Genomic DNA, 24,864 nt, shown 5'->3' with positions numbered 1-24,864 from the left:
TTTACAGATACCTTATCTTATTTAAAACAGGGTTTGTTTATAATTTAATTTCCTGAACCATCTGCCTGCCCTCTTCTTATTGCATACTGGCCAACCTTATTACCGGTAACAAGACCAACTTCCACATCGCTACGGTAATGTATTGCACCATAAAGCCTTGACATGGCCGCCTGGTTTGCCAGATCGGTAAACTTGGTTCCTCTATCAGGCAATAAATAAGTTAAAACGGCTGCGGCGGCTGCACTAAAGTTTGAGTGCCCTGATGTATAAGCCGGGAAATTAGGAATACCTGTTAGCGTTTTAATTTTTGGATTTGCCTGTGTTGGCCTTTGGTTAAAGTAAAAGTACTTGGTATCCCAGCAAACAATTGCTGCATCCATTTCGGCCATGTTTAGCAGGGCAAAATTTCTTGCCCAGCGTACTTCGCTGTAATTCTGTTTCACAAATTCATCGGCAGCAATAGCGTTCCAATGGCCTGGTGGCGTGTAAGTGCCCACACCATCCGCCCAAAATTCAACTTGTGCCTGGTGTTCGCGGGTCGGGTTTTGGCTATAATTCAGTACTTCAGCAACTTCCTTTTTAAAGGCATCAGAATTTGTAAGATTCGGCGGGCCCGGTCTTAGTGCCACAACAGTAAGTGTATCAAACAAAAACGGAATTACTTTTCCAAACAAAGGCAACATCGGCGGCCTTAACGGCGACTCCTGGCTTATCCAGTATTGCTCGCCTTTAGCTGCGGTTTGTACCTGTAATTGTGTCCATAGTGCTTGTGTGCCAATAGCTTTACCTGCTCTGTCAGTACGGGCGCGGGCTGCAAAAACATCAGCAACCTGTGTGCCTAATGATTCACCTGCATTTATTTCGCCACGGGTATTAGCACCTGCCATTATGCGGTATTGTTTTTGTTCGGCTTCTTTTTGTTCAATGTAATCAATCTCGGTAGGGAATAACAGTTTCATTATTTCAACTGTAGCACCACCAACAACGGCATCTTCGCTAGGGTACGATGGTAAGGTTGATTTTGGGATAAGTGCCTTTACGTTAGCATCAAAGCTATACGGTGCAGCACGGTTATATAACTTTTTAAAGTGATAAGCTGCAATAAGCGCATCATACTGGGCAGCACTTACATAAGCATAAGCACGTGCAGCATAAGGCGGGTTTGAAAATGGAAACTCAGGATAGGAAAATGGATTTGCAGAATTTGGTGCAGGATAAGTACCATCAAGATTTTGATATGGCGGCAGATTATGTTTAGCTACCAAATCGCGCAGTATTTCGTTCCAGCGTAATACGGCACCGGCGCTCCAGTATTTAATTATGGCTTTCTGATCGTCAGTTAAACTGCTTTGAAAACCTTTTATCTCGTTAATATCGGCTACATAAGCAGGCGAGGTAACCGCATCAGGCGCGGCAACGGTAAATGATGCCGGGTTGGTTATCAGTACAGGTTTCCAGGTATCTGCATTTAAATCAATATTAGCAGGTGCAAGTGCAGGGTATTGAGTAGTACGGTCAATAACCGCTTTTTTACACGATCCTAAAAAAACTGAGGCTGTTATAGTTAACAGGGGTAATATATATATTAATTGTTTTTTCATGATTTAATTATTTAGCGTTCTTTTTTGAAAAATCAAGGATGTAATAAACGGCTCCGTATAAATTGGTGGTTTGCCCAACATTACGTCCTTTTAAAACATAGTTACCACCAAAGGTTAGCTCAAGCCCGGTAACTGACTGAAAGCTGTATTTAATAAGGCCACCTGCTGTGGTCATATTCATTTTATTGCTTGGGAAAGGCATATCGTTTTTGCGGATATCAAAACCACCCTGTGTAGTGGTTTGCGAAAGGATTCCCTCAACATTTAGTTGCAAACTGCGGTAACCTGTGCTAAAAAGCAGGTTTGATACATTTGGCATATCAACGCGGTTACTATATATCAAATGATCAGTATAGTATGAGTTGCGATCTAAAGTAATATCGCTCCGTTCAACATACTGACCGGCACCGGCCACAAAGAACCTGCCGGTTTGGTAATTAACAAGTGCGCGTAGTGAAACGCTTTTGGCATGTAAGCCAATAGATACCGGTAAAAAGTCGGGTTCGTAATTGCTTAACGGGATTGATCCGGAAGCAATGGCATGCACACTGAACAGGCCTTTACCAATTTCGGTAGTAAGAGCCAGATATTTTAAAGTGAAGGTAAGGTCCTGAACACCATGCTGGCCCTTAAGTGTCCCGGCCGATGCATTGGTAGTAATGTAGGGTACGGAAAATAAAACATCAAGCTTATTGGTTAGGCCATAATTACCTACTACAGTGTAAGTATTGCTTGATAAGGTACCAATGTTAGCATTGTTACGTTTAAAAGTGCCTTCCCAGTAATCTTTCCAGTCGCTATGGTTATAAACCACACCGGCGCAGTAAAAGTTTTTAGGGATCATTAAGGCATCAGCATCAGTTTGAGCTTTTGCCAATTGAGAAAATGCAAGGAAAAAGCATACAAGCATACAATACCTGTAAAAATACAGGGGTAAAGATTTCATCATCTTTTTAGTTAAAATAGTAAATTAATTGGGTCAAAAAATGCGTGGATCACCAAGCATTTATGGCTTGGTAATATTGCAGCATGTTGGTGGAAACTGCTGAACAATTTGTTGTATGCAATTTACAAAACAGGTTATTATTTAATACGATACAATATATATTGCAACAGTATTAATAACTATCTATAGTCTTATAAATAAAAAAATACAAAAAGTTTAAACAGCAGTATTAGCTGATAAAATTGGGTGGTTTACCCGGCGACTCGATAAACGGCCTGATTAGGTGATAAGATTTAGGCTTGATATTTTGCTTGAGTGAAGTTTCAAATTCCGAATATTTGTATTGGAATGCCTGCAGGTGATAATCGCTGACTGAATTTACTTTTTTGGCGGCCTGGTCATGCCCTTTTTTACTAAAAGGCACATCGCTTATCTCCTTAGCGGTAATAATATTTGCTTTAGCCAACTGTGTTTTAACTGTATTTGGAATACATATAAAAAACATAGTGTCGCGGGTCATTTTGAGCCGCACGTAATTATAATACGCATCCTTCAGTTGTATTTGACCTTCAATCACTTCGTAATCCGACCAATCCTGAATAGTTGGGAAATGTACAGGGATCTTGATCTCAATGAGTTTCGCCTCATCAATTTTGTTGTCAAAAATCTCCTTAACCATCTGCACGTCCGATTTGTGGATGTAATATTGAAACAACAGCGAATAACCACCTATATTAAAAAGGTGAATACTTAACAGCGCTATGGCAAAAAAACGTTTCAATTAATAAGGACTTGGCTTGGTACCGGTTTATAATATCGTAAATGTATATAATAATTTTTTATTATCAAGAAATATTTTCCCCGGCAAAAAAATATTTAGAAACATTCTGTTTTACATTCAATGTTGCACAGGTAAAATGTAGGGATGCTTAATGATTATATTTGTAAACCTTCACCCGGATAGTATAGTATATGGATTTTATAAAACAACCCTGGCCCTGGTATATAGCCGGGCCGCTTATTGGCTTAGTTGTTCCGCTATTATTATTAGCCGGTAATAAGGCCTTCGGTATATCATCTTCGTTAAGGCATATTTGTGCCATCTGCATACCGGCCAATATCCCATTTTTTAAATACGACTGGAAAAAGGAAACCTGGAACTTATTTTTTGTAGCAGGTATTATAGGCGGTGGTTATATTGCTGCACATTTTTTAAACGGACAACACCCGGTTAACATAAATCCTGATACTGCAGCATTATTAAAAAAGCAGGGCGTAAAAGATTTTAGCGGTCTTTTACCGCAAGATATATTCAGCTTTAAAACACTCTTTACGCTAAAAGGAATTGTATTTATAGTTGCAGGCGGGTTTTTGGTAGGCTTTGGAACACGTTATGCTGGCGGGTGTACATCTGGCCATGCCATAATGGGTATATCAACCCTGCAATGGCCATCGCTGATAGCAACCTGCTGTTTTATGATTGGCGGATTTTTAATGACCTGGTTTATTTTACCTTACCTGCTTCAATTATGATCCGTAACCTGAAATATTTAATAACCGGCCTGCTGTTTGGAATTGTATTGGTTAAATCAGAAGTTATTTCGTGGTTCAGGATCCAGGAAATGTTCAGGTTGCAGTCCTTCCACATGTACGGCATAATCGGGAGTGCTATAGTTGTTGGTACCATATCCGTACTCATCATTAAACGTTTTCAGCTTAAAACACTTGGCGGCGAAGCTATCATCATCCCAACAAAAAAATTCCATTGGGGCAATGTATACGGCGGGCTGATATTTGGTTTTGGCTGGGCTATTACAGGTGCATGCCCAGGCCCACTGTTTGCGCAGATAGGAAGCGGCTTTATAATAACCATGGTTACGCTGTTGAGTGCCATTGCTGGTACATGGGTTTATGGTTTGCTCCGCGAAAAATTGCCTCATTAATTTTACAGATATGAATGATTTTATAGCAGCACGGTCGCAAATGGCCATTTCATTAGGGTTTCATATCATATACTCCTGCATTGGTATGGTGATGCCTGTGTTTATGGCTATATCGCATTATAAATGGATAAAGACAGGCGATCACGTTTATAAAAATATTACCCAGGCCTGGAGCAAAGGCGTAGCTATATTTTTTGCCACTGGTGCAGTATCAGGCACTATCCTATCTTTTGAATTAGGGCTATTATGGCCCCGGTTTATGGAACATGCCGGGCCTATATTTGGGATGCCATTTTCGTTAGAAGGTGTTGCCTTTTTTATTGAAGCAATTGCCTTAGGGTTTTTCCTGTATGGATGGAACAGGTTTAACAAATGGTTTCACTGGTGCACAGGTATAATGGTGGGTGTAAGCGGTGTTATATCCGGTATATTAGTGGTTTCGGCCAACTCATGGATGAATAATCCTTCAGGCTTTGATTTTGTAAACGGACAGTATCAAAACATAGACCCGATAAAAGCCATGTTCAATGGTTCATGGTTCTCCGAAGCTTTACACATGACGATTGCTGCCTTTGCAGCTACCGGCTTTGCTGTGGCAGGCATCCATGCGCTGATGATCTACAGACGAACCAACATTCAGTTTCATACCAAAGCTTTTAAAATAGCAATAGTATTTGGTGCAGTGGCCGCAATTTTACAGCCCTTTAGCGGTGATATTTCTGCAAAGAATGCAGCCAAGAACCAGCCCGCCAAATTAGCGGCAATGGAAGCTTACTATCATACGGTGCCTTATTCGCCTTTAGTTATTGGTGGCATTCCGGATACGGCCAATAAGAAAGTGAATTATGGTATTGAGATTCCCGGCCTGTTAAGCTTTTTGGTGCACGATAATTTTAAAGAGGAAGTAACCGGGCTCGATAAGATCCCCGCAAAAAACCAGCCCAATGTAATGGTAACGCATTTGGCTTTTGAGCTGATGATAGCAATCGGATCGGCAATGATGCTGGCCGGGATCATTTATTTTATAGCCTTATGGAAAAAGAAAAGCTGGCTCACTAAAAAGTGGTTCTTAAAGCTGTTTATCCTTTCAACCCCATTAGGATTTATAGCCGTTGAAGCAGGCTGGACAGTTACCGAAGTTGGGCGGCAACCCTGGATAATACAAGGCATAATGCGTACAAGCCAGGCCGTAACACCAATGCCGGGCATCAGTTATTCTTTTTACTTATTCACCGCCGTATATTTTACCTTAAGCGTTGCTGTAGTATTTTTATTAATGCGACAGATAAAAATGGTTTCAAAGTTATATGTACACTAAATTATAGCTTATGTTATATGTAGTTATCACTTTTTTGTTTTTAGCAATTGTACTATACTTTTTGTTAGGCGGTGCCGATTTTGGAGCAGGTATAATTGAGCTTTTTACATCCGAGACCAATAAATCAAAAACCCGCAAAACCATGTACGAGGCCATTGGCCCGGTTTGGGAAGCTAACCACATGTGGCTGATAATTGCAGTAGTAATTATGTTTGTCGGGTTCCCGGTTATTTACAGTGACCTGTGCACCTACCTGCATATCCCTTTATTGATCATGCTTTTAGGGATTACAGCACGCGGCACTGCGTTTGCTTTCAGAAGTTATGATGCTATTAAAGACGAACGTACGCAAACATTTTACAACCATATATTTGTTTACTCCAGCTTTATAACCCCTTTATTTTTAGGAATTATTGCCGGCAGCGTAATTTCAAGGCAGATAGACCTGCACGCTACCAATTTTGTAGATGCTTACATTTTTAGCTGGTTAAATTATTTTTCGGTAGCGGTTGGGTTATTTACGGTAGCCCTAAGCGGTTATTTAGCAGCTATTTATCTGATTGGCGAAGCCGATGATGAAAAAGATGCCAGGCGTTTTATTAAAAAAGCCAAAGTGATGAACATAATGGCCGTAATTTTTGGCGGACTTGTTTTTATAACTGCAGAATTTGAGAACATCCGCATGGCGCATTGGATATTTGGTAACCCGGTAAGCTTAACCGCAGTAATAGCTGCATCCATCTCGCTTATCATCTCATGGATCCTGATCAATAAGGGCAAGCGTAAAATAATCCGTGTAGGCGCAGGGTTTCAGGTTACCATGATCCTTTTATCCATAGGCTATATGCACTACCCCAATATAGTAATGGTTAAAAATGGGCAAAACCTATCTCTGCTCACACTCCACGCACCCGAGAAAACTATCCAGGATCTTGGGTGGGGCCTTTTTATCGGTAGCTTTTTGATATTACCATCACTGTTTTATTTGTTCTACAGCTTTCAGAAAAGGGATCAGTAAACTCCAGTTACAGTGTTTTGATCTTGATGCTTCTGAAGAAAACTTCATTACCATGATCCTGCAAAAGGATATGCCCCTCTTTTGCCTCGCCAAAGTTTTTCCATATCACAAATTTGCTGATGGCTACTAAATCGCGGTATGATTTTGAGCCGCGTTCATACTCCAGCACCTTAACACCGTTTAAATAGTGCTCTACATGATTATTAGGGTAAACAATTATCCGGCCTGTATTCCAGGCACCAACCGGGTGTATAAAACGTTCCGGCTTATCCGCCCTGATCAAATCATATAAGGAAGCCAGCGTACGGTCGCCATCACGGCCAAGTTTTGCATCGGGGTGAAGCTTATCATCCAAAACCTGGTACTCCAGGCCTATTGCCGAACCTTTAGTAACTTCAGACAGGGTAACAAAATATTTTACACCACTATTTGCGCCGGGTGTTAACTTAAATTCGAACGAAAGATCAAATGCGCTGTATAAGGCATCGGTAACTACATCGCCACCTCCTGATTCTTCTTTTCCTGCGGATGGCAAAACATGCATCACGCCTTCACCATACTCCCATCCTTTTGCGGGGAAAGAGGATATTGTAGCACCGTGCCATCCGGTTGCTGTATGTCCATCGTATAGTAGTTTCCAACCGCTCGATTTTTCATGCACCGATAATGAATTGGACGTATAATTTACGGTGTAAATATCTTTAGGAAATGGCTTTTGGACTAGGTTTTTGGTTTGGATATGGATGTTTTTAAAATATACTTTTTTACCGGCCTGCTCTTCTTTAGTAACGGCATGCACCTGCAAACCGATAAAGCCTTTGCTATCAACTGTATCTACCACATCGGCTACAGCAACTCCGTTTATCCAGGTGCGCATTTCATTCCCTATGCATTCTATCCTGATGTGGTTATAAACACCAACTTTAAAGGCATCCTTTGCTTTGGCATTCAGATCTAAAGGATAGAGCCAATCCCGACGGCCCTCGTCATAAATCCCGCCAGACCATTTACGATCAGACGGATCGATCTCAAACTGCCTGCCATAAACTTTGCCTTTTCCATTATTTCCGGCCGGATCAAAATGGCTCCTCGTTTGCACCCCCGAATTACTTAAAGGGCTCTCTATTTTGGTATCCAATTCTAATATGAAATCGCCATATTCTTTTTCGGTAACCAAAAAAGTATTGCCCGAGTTAAGTACCGTTGTACCTACAATGGCGCCGTCCTCTACTTTATAATCAGCAGTACCGGCAAGTCTTTTCCAGCCGTTCAGGGTTTTACCATCAAACAAACCAGGTGTATTTTGCCCGTGTATGGTTATTGGTTTTATGAATACTGATAAAAGCAGTAAGGCGATTACCGGATGAACTATCTTTTTCATATTGGCAGATCTATAATTGGCTTAACGTTTGAGATTATAATTGGTTAACGTGGCTTAATATCTTTATACTTTAACTTCCCAGCCTTTTTCATATTCACGGCTCCATAGTTTCATAGCTTCCGGGTCGTTTAAAATATGCCCGTTTGAGGGATCGATATGTAAAACCCTGTCAACCCGGTAAGAGATATTACCCAGCTGCGGCAATAAGGTAGATTTAAAACCGGTTTCAATAGGGCAGTTTAAAGGGCTTACTCCACGAACAGCATCAACAAAGTTTTTCATATGCAAACCATCCAATGCTTCCGTAGGGCTTACTTTATTTGTGGCATCTACAACGGTATCGTCCTTTACCTCTTTAACAAATTTATTATCACCATCATAAACCTTGTAGCCATTGCCGCCGCCATAAAACAAAGTTCCTTTATCACCATAAAAAATCACGCCACGGCCCAATCCTTCTACATTAAAGCCGTTACAGCTTCTTCCCTCCCATTCGGCTGCCGTGTTATTCGGGAAATTGTATAGTATATTTTGGGTGTCTGGCGTTTGCCAGTCATCCTTAAAATGAAAACGCCCGCCTGTAGAAACTACTTTACTTGGAAAATCAACATCTAATCCCCAGCGGATCACATCCAGCTCATGAGTACCATTGTTTAGTGCTTCGCCGGTACCCCAGTTCCAAAACCAGTGCCAGTTGTAATGGATCAGGTTATTTTGATAGGGCTTGCGTGGTGCCGGGCCCTGCCATAGTTCATAATCAAGGTTTGAGGGTACGGGAACCTGCTTGCCTATGCCAATACTTTCCCTGTGGTTGGTATACCAGCCTTTAGCATAATAGGTGCGGCCAATAACGCCATCATGCAATTCCTTAACCATGCCCTGCACGTTTGAAAAGGAGCGGCGCTGACTGCCCATTTGTACCAGGCGATTATATTTTTTTGAAGCGGCTACGGCCATTTCCCCTTCGTGCGGATTATGGCTGCAGGGTTTTTCAACATATACATGTTTACCTGCCTGGCAGGCCATAATGGTTGCCGGGGCATGCCAATGATCGGGTGCTGCAATTACTATGGCATCCACATCTTTTTTCTCCAGTAACCTCCTGATGTCGGTTATCCCTTCCGGTTTTTTTCCGGTGCGTTTATAAATATCGGCAATGGTACTTTCAACCACATTCGAATCAACGTCGCATACGTAACCAATCTCTACATTAGGGATTTTAGCAAAGTTTTGGGCAAGATAAAGGCCACGGCTATGCGTACCCATCATTCCGATTACTACCTTTTCGTTTGGCGATCCTTTGTAAAACCCGGCAGCCTTACCTAAATGCGGCGCAAGCAAAAAACTTGTGCCCGCAACCGAAGTGGTTTGAATGAACTTTCTACGATCCATCATATTAAGAAGATTTATTATTGGTTATATAATAGCAATTACACTGCCTTATTGTTTAACACAGTGTAAACTTAAATCGTTCTAAATGAAGCAGTATTTTCATACTGCTTTGATCTTAAAGGCGCTAAACCCCTCCAAAAATGGAGAATCCCCCATCCACGCAAATCATAGAGCCTGTAACAAAAGCCGATGCATCACTTAAAAGCCACACCAAAGCGCCGATTAATTCGTCCGGGTGCCCAAACCTTTTAAACGGTGTATTCCTGATCACTTTTTCGCCTCGTTCGGTATATCCACCTTCGGGCAGTGTCAATAAGCTCCGGTTTTGTTCGGTCAGGAAAAATCCGGGGGCCAATGCATTCATCCTTATGGCATCACCATAACGGTTAGCTAATTCAACAGCAAACCATTGGTTGTAGCAATCAACAGCTGCCTTACCCATGTTATAGCCCAAAACTTTGGTAATGGCTCTTTTTGAATTCATGGATGATATGTTTACAATGCTGCCCTTGCCAGTTTTGGCAATAGCTTCGCCAAATACCTGGGTTGGATAAATAGTACCCCAAAGATTAACCTCGGTTACTTTTTTCATCCCTTCCAGGTTCATGTTAAAAATATCCTCATCCGGCTGTAAAACACCCTGCGGCATATTACCACCTGCGCCGTTTACCAGGCCATCAATCTTTCCAAAAGCGTTAAGTATTTTATTTTTGGCTGCAATTAGTTCATCTGTATTTAAAGCATCAGCAATTAAGGCTATAGCTTTACCGCCATTAGCATTGATCTTTGCTGCACGTTCCTCGGCAATTGCCTGGTTACGGCCCAAAATACCCACTGCACCGCCGGCTTCAACAATACCGTTAACAAACGAATTACCTAAAATACCGGTGCCCCCGGTTACCACAATTACTTTTCCGCTTAATGAAAATTGATCGGTCATTTTTATCTATCAGTAGTGTTATCTAAGATCTGTTATTGCAATGGCATCCATATCGGTATAGTCCTGATTTTCACCAGCCATTCCCCATATAAAATTATAATTAGTAGTGCCGCAGCCCGAATGGATGCTCCAGGGCGGAGAAACAACCGCATCATAATTATTCAGCATAATATGCCTTGTTTCGTCACCCTTTCCCATGTAGTGTACTATTTTTTGCCCTGCCGGGAGATCGAAGTAAAAATAAGCTTCCATGCGCCTGTCGTGCGTGTGCGCAGGCATGGTATTCCAAACGCTACCCGGATGTAAGATGGTTAAACCCATTACTAACTGGCAGCTTTTAATCCCATCGGCATGGATATATTTATTTATAGTACGTTGATTTGCTGTGTTGATACTGCCTGCTTCAACTTTCACAGCCTCATTTAAACTCATTAGTGTTGTAGGATAAGCGGCGTGTGCAGGTGCCGACAAAATATAGAAAACAGCTGGCTGACTGCTATTATTGCTTTTAAATGAAACGGACTTTACACCCTTACCCATATAAAGGCAATCAAACTTATTTAATTCGTAGTGCTCGCCATCGGCTGTAACAGTTCCAGGGCCGGCAACATTAATAATTCCTATTTCGCGGCGTTCTAAAAAATAATCAGCTTTTAAATTGGGGTAATTTGCTAATACCAATTGTTGTTTTATGGGTTTGATGGTGCCAACAATCATCCGGTCATAATGTGTGTAAACACAGTTTACTGTATCGGTATCATTGGTATCCTCAATCAGGAACCGTTCCCTGATCAATGCGGTATCATACGTTTTAAAATCGTCGGGATGTACGCTGTGTAATACTTTCAAGGTAGTAGCTGTAAATTTATAAAGGTTAAGCAGCATGATACTGCTTGGTTAAATAAAGGTACTGTTTAGCTTGCTAAATAAAAGTAAAATAGTTTTTACATTGGCTTATATTTCATTTACCAATTAAATAGCCAATATATTATGATAAAATCAAAATTACCTAAATGGCTTTTTATGCTGATCTGTTTTGGGTGTTTAACCCATATAGTAGCTGCCCAAAAAATAGCTACGGATAAATGGACAGAAAAAAGTGCTGCAAAATGGTTAAACAAAGGCGAATGGAAAAACGGGCTAAAATTAAAGGTTCATCAATCTGTAAATAAACTTGTATTTGCTGAGCAATATCAAAAAAACAAAGCTGTTTGGGATAAGGTTTTTGCTTTTCTGCGTGATAGCGACCTGGCAAACATTAAGCCCGGCAAGTATGTAATTGATGGCGATAATGCTTTTGCTTCCATCACCGAGGCACCATCAAAAGAATTTGACAAGTCGGCCTGGGAATCGCACCGTAAATATATTGATCTGCATTATGTGATAAAGGGGAGAGAGAAAATCGGTGTGGCATCAATTACCAGCGCTACGGTTATTATACCCTATAACGAAAAAACAGACGGTGCCAATTATACTGCAGAAGGGCAATATTATTTAGCTACCCCTGATCTTTTCTTTTTATTTTTCCCTGCCGATGTACACCGGCCCAATATTAAAGTTGATGGCTATGATAAAGTGAAAAAGTTAGTAATTAAGATCAATATGGCTGACTGAAATAATATTGATCTTAATTATTCAGGGTTAACTGGCAACAGCCAATGCCTGGCTCTTTTTCCAAAAAAAATAAGAAACAAACATTATAGCTAACATTATCAGTGGTGGAATAAGTAAACTAATGCCATCGCCCACAATAGCCCGCGAAACAAATGCACTTATAAAATTAAAGGTAAAACCAGCATAAGCCCACTCCTTAATAATACGAAACCTTGACTGTAACAGCGCAATTGCACCTAATAGCTTTGCTACACCAAACATAGGCATATTGTATATAGGATAGCCTAAATGATTAAGTACATCAACCCCGGCCTGTTGTTCAGTAATCCCTCCGTAAGCATCTCCAAACATAGCTAAAGCAAATAAAATGGTTACGCACCAATATATAATTTTAATGGTTTTTGGTTTCATATTTATCAGGGTAAAGCAATAACAATCTTTATTAGGTTACAGAACTGAAATTAACAGGATTTATATTAATTTGCAAGTGAGCATTCATACTTAAATTATTATAAATGGAACGCAGAACATTTATTAAAAACACCGTCCTTGCGGGAGCCGGACTTACCCTATCAAACTCCGTATTGGCTAATAATTTGTCTTCAGCCACTATCACTAAAAAGATCTTACTTTCGGGCGGTATATATGACCTTAACTGGTTTCATTACATGATATCGCTTACCGGGAAAGACAAACCCAAAGTATGTTTTTTGCCCACAGCATCGGGCGATAACCAGTTTTATATCGATTACTGGTTTAAAACAGCAAAAGATCTGCCTGTAGAACCCTTTGTTCAAAAGGTATTTATTTCATCATCCGAACAAAAACTTTCTTTTGAAGAATCGTTGTTAGGCATGGATGCCATTTTGGTACCTGGCGGTAATACGCTTGATATGATGGCTTTATGGAAGATACACGGAATTGACCTTGTGCTTAAAAAAGCCTGGGAAAAAGGCATTGTTTTAACCGGCTCAAGCGCAGGCGCCGTTTGCTGGTTTCAGCAGGGTTTATCTGACTCAAGGCCCAAACAGTTAAGCGCGGTTGACGGACTTGGTTTTTTTGAGGGAAGCTGCTGCCCGCATTACCACTCAACTAACGAAAGAAGCACTGTTTACCAGGAAATGATAAGCAAGGGAACCATAATGCCGGGCTATGGGCTTGATAATAACGCAGGTTTGTATTTTGAAAACAATAAAATTGCAAGGGTAATTGCATCTGACAAAACAAGTAAGGTTTACAAGGTATCGGCAGAAGGCGGAAAGATAGTAGAAACTGCGCTTGATGCAGAAGTATTAGGATAGTTTGCAATCTGTTTAAATTGTTTAATTGTTATGCTTTTGATAATTAGACACATAACATAAACATGTATTTTTTAGGGTGCCCGATAAAAAAGTAGTTGATACATTTGTGGTGCTAACTATAAAATACAGTTATGGAATTGAACGAACTACTCCCCCATATAATAACAGATAATGAACTCCATGCCCGCTGGCTCAACAGCCTGTCGTTAATGGAAAATACAGGTGCGCGCAAAATATCTGCCGGTGAAGACTTGCGTACTTTAACGCTTATTATTTTAAAACATGCCGCCGAAGAGCACCGTCACGCTTATTTTTTAAAGAAGCAGATAGAAAAAACCGGGATAGCCTGCCCTACCTATGCCGACGAATATTTGCTGGCCCCTATCAGCAGCAAGCATTATTTACACCAGCTTGATATTTCTGTTAGCCGGTATTTAAAAGATGCACTTGATCTGAATGGTAAAGAGCTGCGCTTTACCGCTTACCTGTTAGTTACTTATGCCATTGAATTAAGGGCAGATGAGCTTTATCCGCAATATCAAACTGCACTTGAAAATGCTGGCAGTAAGATCAATGTTAAATCAATTATATTAGAAGAAGAAGGCCATTTAGAGGAAATGATAAACCAGTTGGAAGAATTTTTACCAAACTGGAAGCATCATGCTCAAAGAGCGGTTGAGTTAGAAAGTAATTTATTTGCAAACTGGGTTACAGCATTGGCTACCAATTTGGTTTTACAATAATGCCCAGATCCTTCCTTGAAAAAAAATTAACGGAAAGGCTGGCAGCAGGTACTTACAGAACCCTGAAAACAGAAAGCCCGCTCATTGATTTTTGCTCAAACGATTACCTCGGTTTTGCAAAGTCAGTTGTTTTAAAGGATAAAATCACTAATGAGCTCAGCAATGCCGAACAGGTATCAAACGGAGCAACAGGATCAAGGTTAATATCCGGAAACTCTGAATATGCTGAGGAATTAGAAAAACACATTGCGGCCTTGCATGCAAGTGAGGCCGGGCTGATCTTTAATTCTGGCTATACGGCTAATCTTGGGTTATTCTCGGCCATTTTGCAGCGTGGTGATACGGTTATAACCGACGAGCTTATCCATGCTTCAATTATTGACGGGGTACGCTTAAGCCATGCCACACGCTTTACCTTTAGTCATAACGACCTGGCCAGCCTTGAAGATAAATTACAGCGGGCCAAAGGGAATGTATACGTAGCTATTGAAAGTGTTTATTCAATGGATGGTGATAGTCCGCCGATTTTAAACATCCTCGAGCTAACAGAAAAATATAATGCCCATTTAATAGTTGACGAGGCACATGCTGTTGGATTATATGGCTTTGGCTTAACTGATACTTCACTTAACAGCCGTATTTTCGCTAAAATAGTAACCTTCGGCAAGGCGCTTGGCAGCCACGGGGCTATTGTATTGGGCAATAATATGCTGCGCGAATACCTGATCAATTTTTCAAGGCCATTTATTTATACAACTGCCCTGCCATTCCACCAGCTTGCAGCTATCTGGATGGCTTACGAATTATTGGTATCAGCATCTGCAGAAATAGAATTATTAAAAAATAACATTTACCTTTTTAAGCAGCACATCAATAGCAGTAGTCTTAAACTGATTCCCAGTGACAGCGCAATCCAATGTATTGTATTTGATGGCCGCGAAAAAACAAAAAGCATTGCCAGTCAGCTACAACAAACAGGTTTTGATGTACGGGCTATACTCAGCCCAACAGTTGCTGAAGGTAGCGAAAGGATCCGCATTTGCCTTCATTCATTTAATACCGATGCCCAGATAATTGCATTAACCGATGCGTTGAATAAACTGGGATAAAGCAATAAGAATATAATATTGAATTAACCTTTACCTAATAAGCATGAGCGTTTTTTGAAAAACCGATCAAATGGTTAGGGTGATTAATAAACCAGCTCCATGAAACTCATCCTAATTTCATTTATTACCTGCTTTATAGGTTATTATTATATACCTGATATTCAAATGAATATCAAACATTCCGTAACTATTGATTCATTGGGTGCCTGCCAAGGTATCTCCTATCAAAACGGCAAGGCTTTACTTTATGGCGATCGCGAAGTGGGGATGATCAGGCAGTTTTCCTTTGATCATGATACTTTGGTTTACGATCATAAAGAGTGTAAGTTAACTATTGATGGTAAGGATGTAATCAATCACCCAACCGGTGTGGCATTTCATGGTGATCTGCCAGTGTTTATGGGTAATTCCATCCGGCTGAATAAGGAAGGGACTGCCTGGAAAGCCGTAATTTACCGGATAAACTGGGCCGGCTTATGGAAAACCGGAACATTAGACGGCAACTTACTACAAACCATTGATGATGATACCTGCATACAAGGCACCCGGCCCGAATATGTAAAATACCATAACAAATGGTACGTAGCAACCGCCGATTATGGTAATCATGGCAACGAGGTGCGTCTGTATGATCCCGAGCGTTTAAGCCACTGCGCCAAAACAAGTGAGCCGGGGGTATTATTTAAAAAATTCACCTGCACGCCATGGGTGCAAAACTTATACTGGCTGGCCGATAAAGGTATAATTGTACTGATCCAAAATCAAACTGAAGGCCGCAAATGGCGATTTACCTATGTCGATCTTGAAAAATCAATCCAAACCGGGCAGCAGCAGGTTATTAAGGTTGTGGATATTGACGATAGGAACGATGAGTTAGAAGGTTTTGCTTTTATAGGCGACGCCAACAAAGGCATAGCGGTAACCTCATCCCATAAGAACAATGTCAACTATATGAAAATTGGCTGGTAATTAAATAAAGGTAAAAGTATCCTTTTGTTAATACGCCCTTAACAAAGTGTAATTATTAGTCTGATAGATTTGCGGCATTAAATCTTCCGGGCAATATGATATATCAAAATCTATCAGAACAATTGCTGTTGACTAAATGCAGTGATAGCGATGCGAGTGCTTTTAATGAAATTTACAACCGGTATAAAGCATTTGTTTATGCCGTAGTTTCTGCAAGGCTTTATGACGAGGATAGCGCAAAAGATATAACCCAGGATATTTTTGTAAATCTATGGGCTTCAAGGGAACAATTGAGGAATATACGGGAGTTTAAAACATACCTGTTTGTTTTGAGCCGTAACCAGGTTGTATCTGCCTATCGCAAGCAAAACATCCGCCTGAAAGGTGAGCGTTACCTGATAGAACAGCTTGATGAATTAGAACACTCTGCCGAAGACCATCGGTTTGCCAGGGAACTGAACGGCACCATAGTGAAAGCCGTTGAGCAATTACCCGAAACCATGCGTAACTGCTACCATTTAAGTAAAAACGAAGGCAAAAAGAATGGCGAAATAGCCGATATGCTGAACCTTTCAGAAAAAACGGTGCGCAATAATGTTTCTGAAGCACTTAAACGGCTGAGGTTGAATCTCCAAAGCAGCCACCCCGAATTGATGGGCCTGCTGTTATTTACTTTACTTCATCCCCTGTTTTTCCAAAATTAAAATCCCTGCAAAAAATTAACCTATTGGTAACACTGGCTTAAAGGACATTCTGCCTTTCTGCACGAGCTATGTTAAAATACAATTAGTGGACAAAAGGGTTAAAGAATTATTCGGGCGCTATCAGGCAGGCGAAGCAAGTAAAGAAGAATGTAAGATTGTTGAGGATTGGTTCGCTGGTTTTAACAATGAACAGCAGGAAAAATTAAGCGAAGAAAAAACGGATGCAATATTTGGGCAAATGGATCAGGCTATGCATGCAATGCTATATCCCCAGGCCAAAAAACTTTGGTTTAGCAGCCAATGGTTACAAGTTGCAGCTATTTTGCTTATAGCTACAGGGTTATTTTTATTCAGGACATTCAAAAAACCTGATTTAAACAAACCGCTTACCTATACACTGATCTCGGCACCAAAAGGTGTTAAAAAGCAATGTGCACTGCCCGATGGTACGTTTGTATATCTTAACTCCGGCTCATCCGTACGGATCTCATCAAACTTTGGAGTTAAAGACAGGCAGGTTGAGCTTTTGGGTGAAGCTTATTTTGTAGTTACGCACAACGCCGCAAAACCATTCAATATCCACGCAGGCAACCTGGTAATTGCTGATATAGGAACTGCTTTTAATGTTAAGGCCTATCCCGAAGATAAACAGATCCGTGTAGCTGTTGAAAGTGGTGAGGTAAGCGTACAGAAAAACAGCCCTGATCATAAGCCCGAAACCTTTGCAAGTTCACTTACCCATAACCAACAGCTGATATATGACAGGCAAAGTGAAAGCCATGTTTTGAACGAAATTAAGACTGATGAGATCATAGCCTGGAAACAAAACCAACTACGTTTTGACAATGCATCGATGGAAGAAATTTCAACCACACTTGAAAGATGGTATAACATAACCATAAAACTAAACAGCAACGCAGGCCAATGCCGCCGGTATACAGTAAGCTTTAATAATGAACCTGTTACCAATGTACTAAAGGTTCTGAAGGACCTTTCCGGAATGAGCTATCAAATCGATAACCGCACCATATCAATTCATTTAAAAAACTGTAAAAAACCATGAAATAGCATTCTACTTACCAGGCGCAGGGAATGGTGGAACATCCCCTGCATGGCAGCGCACGGTAGCGCATCATTTTAAACGATCATACAATCATTAAAAAATCAATCAAAAATGCAAAATTTTTATCGGATCAAGCTTTCAACTTCATTAATAAAACGCTTAATACCTACAATATTACCCTCGGTATTAACATTTTTATTAATAATTAATGCGGGGATCCCCGCTTTTGCCGCCGACGGGCAAACTATTGATAATACCCGTATATCAATCATGGCAGAAGATCTGTCAGTAAAGGATGTATTTAACATCATAGAAAAGAAAACAGAATTTATAATCGGCTATGATAATGCCGTTGATGTAAAAAAACACGTTTCCTTACACATCACTAATAAATCTGTTAGCCAGATATTAAAGCAATTATTACAGGATTATAAGGGCACCATTAGCCAGGTAGATGACCACCACGTATTAATCAGGGTTGAAAAAGCACCCGTAGTGGCAAAATCACCTATAAAAGTTCAGCAGATACAGGTTAAGATAACAGGAACTGTGGTTGATGAAAAAAACCTTAGCATTCCTGGGGTTAACGTTTATGAAAAGGTATCGCACAAGGGAACAGCTACCGATGTTGATGGTAAATATACCATTACAGTTGAGCAGGGTTCAACATTGGTATTCTCCTTTATCGGTTACGAAACACAGGAAATTGTGGTTAACAATCAAACAGAGATCAATGTAAAATTGAAACCAGCTACCAATATTTTGAACGAGGTTGTTGCCATTGGTTATACCACCGTGCGTAAAAGTGATTTTACAGGTGCTATTTCAAGCGTAAAAGCAAGCGAACTTAACCTGTCGGCCCCTACTGTTGGCCAGGCATTGGTTGGTAAGGTAGCTGGTGTACAGGTATCTCAGGTAAGCGGTGCACCTTACCAAAGTACAAAAATAAGGGTAAGGGGTGTTGGAACAATTAATGCCAGCTCTGATCCATTATACGTAATTGACGGCTACCCGGCAGGAAACGATTTGTTTATTAACCCTGAAGATATTGAGTCTATCGATATATTAAAAGATGCGGCATCGGCAGCAATTTACGGATCAAGGGCAGCGGGTGGTGTAGTTTTAATTACAACCAAACGCGGCGCTAAAGACGAAAAAGGAAAATTTGAGTACGATTTTCAAATCGGTATTAACCAGCTTGCCAAAAAAGTAAATCTTTTAAATTCAGATCAGTTTGCCCAGTTAGTTATTGATGGCAGAAATGATACTTACCATGATCTTTGGATAAATACCGGCCACACCTGGAACGATGCCATGTACTCGGATAACAATGCCACGCGTATTGCCAATGTAGGTAATGCAAGTTCGGTTAGTATCCCTTTAGGTTTATATAACTTCGGTTCGCAAACCTTAATTCATCAAACCATAAATACCGACTGGCAGAATGAATTGTACCGTAATGCATTAACATCAAGTCATAACCTGTCATTTAACGGCAGTTCAACCAACACCAAATACTATTTAAGTGCCGGTTATCAGGATCAGCCAGGGATTATGTTAGGTACCGGGCAAAAGAAAATAAACCTGCGTGCAAATATTGATGGAAATATTGGCAAAAGGTTAAAAGTATCAGCCAATATAGCTTTCACCCAAAACACCAACCAGGAAACACAGGACGGACGCTGGGATCATAGCCCGGCAATGGGTGCATTGATCTATATGCCAATCTTCCCGGCCTACAATGCTGATGGCAGTATAGCAACCAATTTAGCGGCTGCACAATCAACAGCTTATGGTTACCAGTCTATCGAAAACCCTATTGCAACTGCCGAGCTGATTAAGATAAGCCGCGTTGGTAACCGTGCAACCTATAATACACAGGCCACATATCAAATTTTACCCGGCTTTTCGTTCAAAGCCAATTTGGGCATGCAAACGTATGGCGAAAATTATAATTATTACCTGCCAACCAGTTTAAGCAGCGGTGCCTTCCCACCCTACTCATCACAGTCTGTAGCGGCGGCTAAAGCTATCCAGCAAACTATAGCCTACCAGGATCAGCTTGGTGAGTTTACCTTAAACTATACCAAACAATTTGGCAAAAACCACTTTGATGCACTTGCCGGTTATACCGCACAAAAAACAACCAATAATGTGCTTACCGTACAAGGCACAGGTTTCCAGAATGATAACGTACCCAATATAACAGGCGCTGCACCAAACAACATCACTCTGATTACCAGCGGCGCTCCAGAGGGCACTCAAAACACAGGAAAATCAGTGTATACCTTATTATCCTATTTAGGCAGGGTAAATTATAATTACGACAGCAAATACTTTTTATCAGGATCGATCCGTACAGATGGATCATCAAGGTTCGGACCTAACAATCGTTACGGCGTGTTCCCATCCGTGTCGGCAGGTTGGAGTTTATCAAACGAATCATTTTACCACAGCTGGCTTGGCGATGAATCAACTGTTAAGTTAAGGGCAAGCTGGGGATTAAGCGGTAACAACAATATTGGTAACTATAATACCCAGCAAGTACTTAACGCACCAACAAGTGTGGTTTATGGTACTGGTACTGTAACATCGGCCAATACACCGGCGGGTATAAAAGACAATAACTTAGGCTGGGAATCAACCTCGCAATATAACTTTGGTGCCGATTTTGGTTTACTGAAGGGCCGCTTATTCATCATAGCCAACTATTATCTGAGCTACTCATACAACCTGTTATTTAACCAGCCAATCTCAGCGGTTTCAGGTAGTTCATCAATCCTAACCAACTTACGCGATTCAAAAGTAAGCAACAAAGGTTTTGATATACAAGTAGATGCCAAACCAATAGTTACTAAAGATTTTAAACTTAATGTATCGGGTAATATCTCTATTAACCGTAACAAGGTGCTTAATTTAGGCGGTGGCAATACCATTATTACCAATGGTGCCGAGCGTTCATACCTAACAAGTATAACCGAAGCAGGCTACCCTATAGGTATGTTTTATGGCTATAAAGTTAAGGGTATAGTAACCCCGGCAGATATGGCCAACATTGCTATTGACAACACTTTTTATAACGCAGCCACACAATCGTTCCCGGCGGGTTATAAGCTTAAGGGTCCTGCACGTTCATCTTTTTCCACCAATCCGCTGCATGTGGGCGATATGTATTTTCAGGATACAAACGGCGATGGTATTATCAACAGTAAAGATGCGGGCATAATAGGTAACCCATACCCTAAATTCACTTATGGGTTTGCTGTTAACGCAAGCTATAAAAACTTCTCAATCAGTTCATCCTTTAACGGATCGTACGGTAACCAGGTATTAGATGGCCAGGATTACTACCTGTATAACATGGAAGGTTCAGGTAACCAGTACGAAGATGTTGTGAACCGTTACCGCAATCCATCAGATCCGGGCAATGGAACCGTTTTCCGTGCATCACGTGGTAGTACACAAAGTAACAGCACAAGGTTATCTACCTTTTACCTGCAGGATGGCTCTTTCTTAAGGTGTACAAATATCACCCTTGGTTATGATGTAAAATCGGCATTTGTTAGTCGTGTTTTGGGTATGAGTGCCGTAAGGGTATTTGGGGCAGTAAATAATGCCTTTACCATTACCAAATACAAAGGCTATAACCCAGAGGTTGATTATGATTACTCATACGGCGGTTCGCAGGGTGCTAACCTTGCTCCGGGTATTGATTATGGCGTTTACCCGCTTGTTCGTTCGTACAACATTGGCGTTAAAGCATCCTTTTAAGCAATTTAATTCTGAAACAAAATGAAAAATAAATATATCACCTTAATCAGCCTTATTACCTTAATGGTTTTAGGCTCATGTAAAAAAGATTTTCTACAGCAAAACGATCCGGATTCCATCGCGGTAACCAACTATTTCAGAAGCGAAAATGATGTATTGCTTGCTGTTAACGGCTGTTATTCAGCTTTAAGAAGTGGTAATACCATTGGCGAGGGCAGTGACCTTTGGACAGATCAGCGCTCTGACGATACAGGCACAAATGATAACCAGTCTAACGCAGGCGAACCATTTCAGTTCAATAACTTTTCATTAATTCCTACCAACAGTTACCTTTATGCCCACTGGCTTGCTATGTACACCGTAATTGCCGATTGCAACGTAGTATTATCAAATATTGACAAAGTTAATTTTGCAAGCGCAAACACCAAACAGCAATACAAAGCCGAGGCAGAAGCTATACGCGCGCTTATCTATTTCCATTTAGTACGCCAATGGGGAGATGTACCATTGGTAACCACACAGCTTACCACAGCTGCACAAGTTACAGCCAACACCTTCCGTACCCCGCAGGCTACAGTTTACGGACAAATAGTAAGCGATTTAAAGGATGCGGTAAACAGCCCTTTACCGGCAACACAATCAACAGGTACAATTGGCCGTTTATCATTAGCTGCTGTAAACACTTTATTGGGCCAGGTTTATTTAACTATGGCTACAACCGGAGATCAAAGCAATAAAACCGCTAATCTTAACAGCGCCTTAACTTATCTTACTGCAGCTTATAATCTAAAAACGTTTGCCAACCTTAAGGATATTCCTTATACCGATGTTTTTGATGTGACCAAAAAATCAACCTGTCCTGAATTGATCTGGCAGATTGTAAACAAACAGGGTGATCCTATTTATAGCTCGGGCATTGCAGCAAACAGCCAGGCAAAAGGCGAAACCATTGATTCGCAAAAACCATCATCAAGCGTTGGTGATAACGTAACACATGATTTGGTGAACGAGTACGAAACCAATGATGCCCGCAGTACTTTTTCAATTAAATATGCTAATGATCCAACGGTAAAAGATTGGTTTGTAACCAAATTCAGGGATGCAAGCAGTTCTGCAGGTATCAATGGCTATGGAGGTAACGATTGGATATTAATGCGCTATGCTGATGTTATCCTGATGCTATCAGAAGTAAACATGTACCTGGGTAATAATACCGCAGCTATACAATACCTGGATATGGTACGTGCCAGAGCCGGAATGCCTACCTACGAAGTTTCGTCACAAACTCCGGCCTACAGTGCTAATTTTCCAACTCTTAAATTAGCTATATTGCATGAACGACGTGTTGAATTAGCGTTTGAGCACCACCGCTGGTTTGATCTTCTTCGCTTTTTTACTACTGATGAACTGGTAACTTATTTCCATGCCAAAAGCCAGTCTAACTTTGGTTTGGCCCTGTTAGGAAACTTTACTACTAAAGACAGGTATTATCCAATACCGTTTAATGAGTATAAGCTTAACCCGGTAAAAATGTATCAAAATCCGGGTTATTAATAATCCGTCAAATTAAAAAGGGAGCTTTAAAAGCTCCCTTTTTAATAGATATAAAAACAAGTGCTTATTTTACACTGCAAGTTTACAGGTACCATTTAAACTATGAAAAATTTAAAAAACCTACGTCCGGCATTATTGATCACGTGCCTTATCCTAACATTTTGTAATAAACTGGCTGCACAGGTTAAGCCAACCGCCGGTTATGATAAAAACTATCATTTTTTGCACTCGGATAATTTAGTGGCCGATAAAAACTTTTACCTGTTAACGGTAATTGATCAATCGCCAAAAATCAAACAACTTATAGCTGATGATGCCAGCCTGAAACAGTTTTTTGCTGCACGGTTATCTATACTTAAAGCCCACGTTGCCGATACCTGCACCAAACCATTATCATTGGTTGGCGGCTTTAAATATAGTAAAGAAGATTCCGTTCAAATTGCGCAAATCCTCACCTCGTTATATAATGCACATCGTTCAGATTTTGACCTGCTGATCAATAACCACCTGCGACCATCAGGATATTACCAGCGTTTTGCAGGCATGAGCAATGCCGATCTGCTTTTACACGCATGGGGTCAATACATTTATGGTGTCAACTATATAATTGATCAGTTCGGCCTTGGTAAAAAAATGCGTTTTCCACGGATTGATTCAGCAAGCTATGTGGTTAGCAGCCGCTACTACCGCACCGTTTTGAAGGATATGTTTGGCTTGCTTGATGAGCAAAGTGATGGTATGAAATTGTTCTACCAGCCATCGCTCGCCGTAGCACTGCACCTGATGGATGCTAATGACCGTGATGAACCTGCTCGTTTTGAGCCAATGGAACAAAAGGATAATAAAAAAGCCATCAGTAAAATAAAGTTGACCCAATGGAGCAAATATCCTTATGCAGCAATCGTGATACCGGGCAACGGCCCGGAGTTGTTTACCACTCCTATCAGCCCGGATAATAAGATTCATTGTGACTTGGCGGCAATGCGTTATCTGAAAGGAATGGCTCCGTTTATTATTACCAGCGGTGGTTATTGCTATCCTTTCAGGGGGCCTTATTGCGAAGCTATTGAAATGAAAAAATACCTGATTACTAAATTTGGTATCCCTGAAGATGCTATTATTATTGATCCGCATGCCCGCCACACTACTACTAACATAAGGAATGCCGACCGGCTGATGATACGTTATGGTATCCCAACAAATAAACCCGATTTATTTGTAACCAGCAAAAGCCAGCACGATTATGCCATGAGCGATACATTTGACGCCAGGAACCTGCACGATTTAGGTTACGTACCTTACAGCGGTAAAAAAAGTATCTCAAACCACGATGTTGTTTTTTATCCTGTTTATGAAAGTCTGCACATGGATCCGCTTGATCCATTGGACCCATAGTATTTCAATACAAAAACAAATGTAAAAAGATCATGTAATGTATTGCAGGATCTTTTGCTGTTAATTAGGTTTTAGCAATCGCATAATCATCCCAATTTAAAA

The 24,864-nt window shown here is 40.7% G+C and carries 22 protein-coding genes; 14 read left to right on the top strand and 8 right to left on the bottom strand.

The features are described 5' to 3' along the window. Positions 1-44 precede the first annotated feature (44 nt). The 3 genes from ACQY4U_RS20185 to ACQY4U_RS20175 all read right to left on the bottom strand — a co-directional run bounded on the left by ACQY4U_RS20185 (position 45) and on the right by ACQY4U_RS20175 (position 3,328). A complete protein-coding gene (locus tag ACQY4U_RS20185; protein ID WP_428331264.1) occupies positions 45-1,601 on the bottom strand; it encodes a phosphatase PAP2 family protein in 1,557 nt (518 codons plus the stop codon). Between the two features lie 7 nt (positions 1,602-1,608). Further along, positions 1,609-2,550 carry a hypothetical protein gene (locus ACQY4U_RS20180; RefSeq protein ID WP_428331263.1) on the bottom strand — a complete coding sequence of 314 codons (942 nt, stop codon included), beginning with the start codon at positions 2,548-2,550 and terminating at the stop codon, positions 1,609-1,611. A 226-nt stretch (positions 2,551-2,776) separates the two neighbouring features. Beyond that, positions 2,777-3,328: a hypothetical protein gene (locus tag ACQY4U_RS20175; RefSeq protein WP_428331262.1), complete on the bottom strand. Its 552-nt coding sequence runs from the start codon at positions 3,326-3,328 to the stop codon at positions 2,777-2,779. A gap of 191 nt (positions 3,329-3,519) precedes the next feature. Between ACQY4U_RS20175 and ACQY4U_RS20170 the strand changes: the two genes are divergently transcribed. The 4 genes from ACQY4U_RS20170 to ACQY4U_RS20155 are packed head-to-tail and all read left to right on the top strand — an operon-like array spanning position 3,520 to position 6,826. Beyond that, complete coding sequence (locus ACQY4U_RS20170) at positions 3,520-4,080, top strand: YeeE/YedE family protein (RefSeq protein ID WP_428331261.1); 561 nt, start codon at positions 3,520-3,522, stop codon at positions 4,078-4,080. Beyond that, on the top strand, positions 4,077-4,490 hold the full coding sequence (locus ACQY4U_RS20165) for a DUF6691 family protein (protein ID WP_428331260.1): 414 nt from the start codon (positions 4,077-4,079) through the stop codon (positions 4,488-4,490). Before ACQY4U_RS20170 ends, ACQY4U_RS20165 begins: the two co-directional genes overlap by 4 nt. A gap of 10 nt (positions 4,491-4,500) precedes the next feature. Further along, positions 4,501-5,808: a cytochrome ubiquinol oxidase subunit I gene (locus ACQY4U_RS20160; RefSeq protein ID WP_428331259.1), complete on the top strand. Its 1,308-nt coding sequence runs from the start codon at positions 4,501-4,503 to the stop codon at positions 5,806-5,808. Positions 5,809-5,818: 10 nt separating this feature from the next. Continuing rightward, entirely contained in the window at positions 5,819-6,826 is a 1,008-nt protein-coding gene (locus tag ACQY4U_RS20155; protein ID WP_428331258.1) for a cytochrome d ubiquinol oxidase subunit II, read from the top strand. A 7-nt stretch (positions 6,827-6,833) separates the two neighbouring features. On the opposite strand, the gene ACQY4U_RS20150 is transcribed toward ACQY4U_RS20155, so the two are convergent. The 4 genes from ACQY4U_RS20150 to kduI form a co-directional block, all read right to left on the bottom strand. Continuing rightward, the gene (locus tag ACQY4U_RS20150; protein WP_428331257.1) at positions 6,834-8,207 is read right to left on the bottom strand and encodes a 3-keto-disaccharide hydrolase; all 1,374 of its coding nucleotides are present in this window, start codon (positions 8,205-8,207) and stop codon (positions 6,834-6,836) included. 63 nt (positions 8,208-8,270) lie between these two features. Further along, the gene (locus tag ACQY4U_RS20145; RefSeq protein ID WP_428331256.1) at positions 8,271-9,602 is read right to left on the bottom strand and encodes a Gfo/Idh/MocA family protein; all 1,332 of its coding nucleotides are present in this window, start codon (positions 9,600-9,602) and stop codon (positions 8,271-8,273) included. A 121-nt stretch (positions 9,603-9,723) separates the two neighbouring features. Further along, a complete protein-coding gene (locus ACQY4U_RS20140; protein WP_428331255.1) occupies positions 9,724-10,539 on the bottom strand; it encodes an SDR family oxidoreductase in 816 nt (271 codons plus the stop codon). A gap of 18 nt (positions 10,540-10,557) precedes the next feature. Next, positions 10,558-11,424: a 5-dehydro-4-deoxy-D-glucuronate isomerase gene (gene kduI / locus ACQY4U_RS20135; RefSeq protein WP_428331254.1), complete on the bottom strand. Its 867-nt coding sequence runs from the start codon at positions 11,422-11,424 to the stop codon at positions 10,558-10,560. Between the two features lie 105 nt (positions 11,425-11,529). Here kduI and ACQY4U_RS20130 point away from each other — a divergent pair, with 105 nt between their 5' ends. Further along, positions 11,530-12,153 carry a YhcH/YjgK/YiaL family protein gene (locus tag ACQY4U_RS20130; RefSeq protein WP_428331253.1) on the top strand — a complete coding sequence of 208 codons (624 nt, stop codon included), beginning with the start codon at positions 11,530-11,532 and terminating at the stop codon, positions 12,151-12,153. Between the two features lie 27 nt (positions 12,154-12,180). Here ACQY4U_RS20130 and ACQY4U_RS20125 read toward each other — a convergent pair whose 3' ends face one another. Next, on the bottom strand, positions 12,181-12,564 hold the full coding sequence (locus ACQY4U_RS20125) for a DoxX family protein (protein ID WP_428331252.1): 384 nt from the start codon (positions 12,562-12,564) through the stop codon (positions 12,181-12,183). A 104-nt stretch (positions 12,565-12,668) separates the two neighbouring features. Here ACQY4U_RS20125 and ACQY4U_RS20120 point away from each other — a divergent pair, with 104 nt between their 5' ends. The 9 genes from ACQY4U_RS20120 (at position 12,669) to ACQY4U_RS20080 (ending at position 24,762) form a co-directional block, all read left to right on the top strand. After that, a complete protein-coding gene (locus ACQY4U_RS20120; RefSeq protein WP_428331251.1) occupies positions 12,669-13,454 on the top strand; it encodes a Type 1 glutamine amidotransferase-like domain-containing protein in 786 nt (261 codons plus the stop codon). A gap of 131 nt (positions 13,455-13,585) precedes the next feature. Next, a complete protein-coding gene (locus ACQY4U_RS20115) occupies positions 13,586-14,197 on the top strand; it encodes a hypothetical protein (protein WP_428331250.1) in 612 nt (203 codons plus the stop codon). Continuing rightward, positions 14,197-15,306 (top strand): aminotransferase class I/II-fold pyridoxal phosphate-dependent enzyme, encoded by a 1,110-nt coding sequence (locus ACQY4U_RS20110; protein WP_428331249.1) that lies wholly within the window; start codon positions 14,197-14,199, stop codon positions 15,304-15,306. The genes ACQY4U_RS20115 and ACQY4U_RS20110 overlap by 1 nt, the downstream gene beginning before the upstream one ends. A gap of 99 nt (positions 15,307-15,405) precedes the next feature. Further along, positions 15,406-16,275 (top strand): hypothetical protein, encoded by an 870-nt coding sequence (locus tag ACQY4U_RS20105; RefSeq protein ID WP_428331248.1) that lies wholly within the window; start codon positions 15,406-15,408, stop codon positions 16,273-16,275. Positions 16,276-16,370: 95 nt separating this feature from the next. Beyond that, positions 16,371-16,979 (top strand): RNA polymerase sigma factor, encoded by a 609-nt coding sequence (locus ACQY4U_RS20100; RefSeq protein WP_428331247.1) that lies wholly within the window; start codon positions 16,371-16,373, stop codon positions 16,977-16,979. An 85-nt stretch (positions 16,980-17,064) separates the two neighbouring features. Beyond that, positions 17,065-18,042, top strand: a complete 978-nt coding sequence (locus ACQY4U_RS20095) for a FecR family protein (RefSeq protein WP_428331246.1) — start codon at positions 17,065-17,067, stop codon at positions 18,040-18,042. A 111-nt stretch (positions 18,043-18,153) separates the two neighbouring features. Next, positions 18,154-21,813, top strand: coding sequence for a SusC/RagA family TonB-linked outer membrane protein (locus tag ACQY4U_RS20090; RefSeq protein WP_428331245.1), 3,660 nt, complete (start codon positions 18,154-18,156; stop codon positions 21,811-21,813). Between the two features lie 21 nt (positions 21,814-21,834). Beyond that, complete coding sequence (locus tag ACQY4U_RS20085; protein WP_428331244.1) at positions 21,835-23,367, top strand: RagB/SusD family nutrient uptake outer membrane protein; 1,533 nt, start codon at positions 21,835-21,837, stop codon at positions 23,365-23,367. A gap of 102 nt (positions 23,368-23,469) precedes the next feature. Continuing rightward, positions 23,470-24,762, top strand: a complete 1,293-nt coding sequence (locus ACQY4U_RS20080; protein ID WP_428331243.1) for a YdcF family protein — start codon at positions 23,470-23,472, stop codon at positions 24,760-24,762. The last annotated feature ends 102 nt before the right edge of the window (positions 24,763-24,864 follow it).

The sequence above is a fragment of the Mucilaginibacter sp. genome (genome assembly GCF_965277465.1).
Taxonomy (GTDB): Bacteria; Bacteroidota; Bacteroidia; order Sphingobacteriales; family Sphingobacteriaceae; genus Mucilaginibacter.
This window is presented reverse-complemented; position numbering and strand designations above follow the sequence as displayed.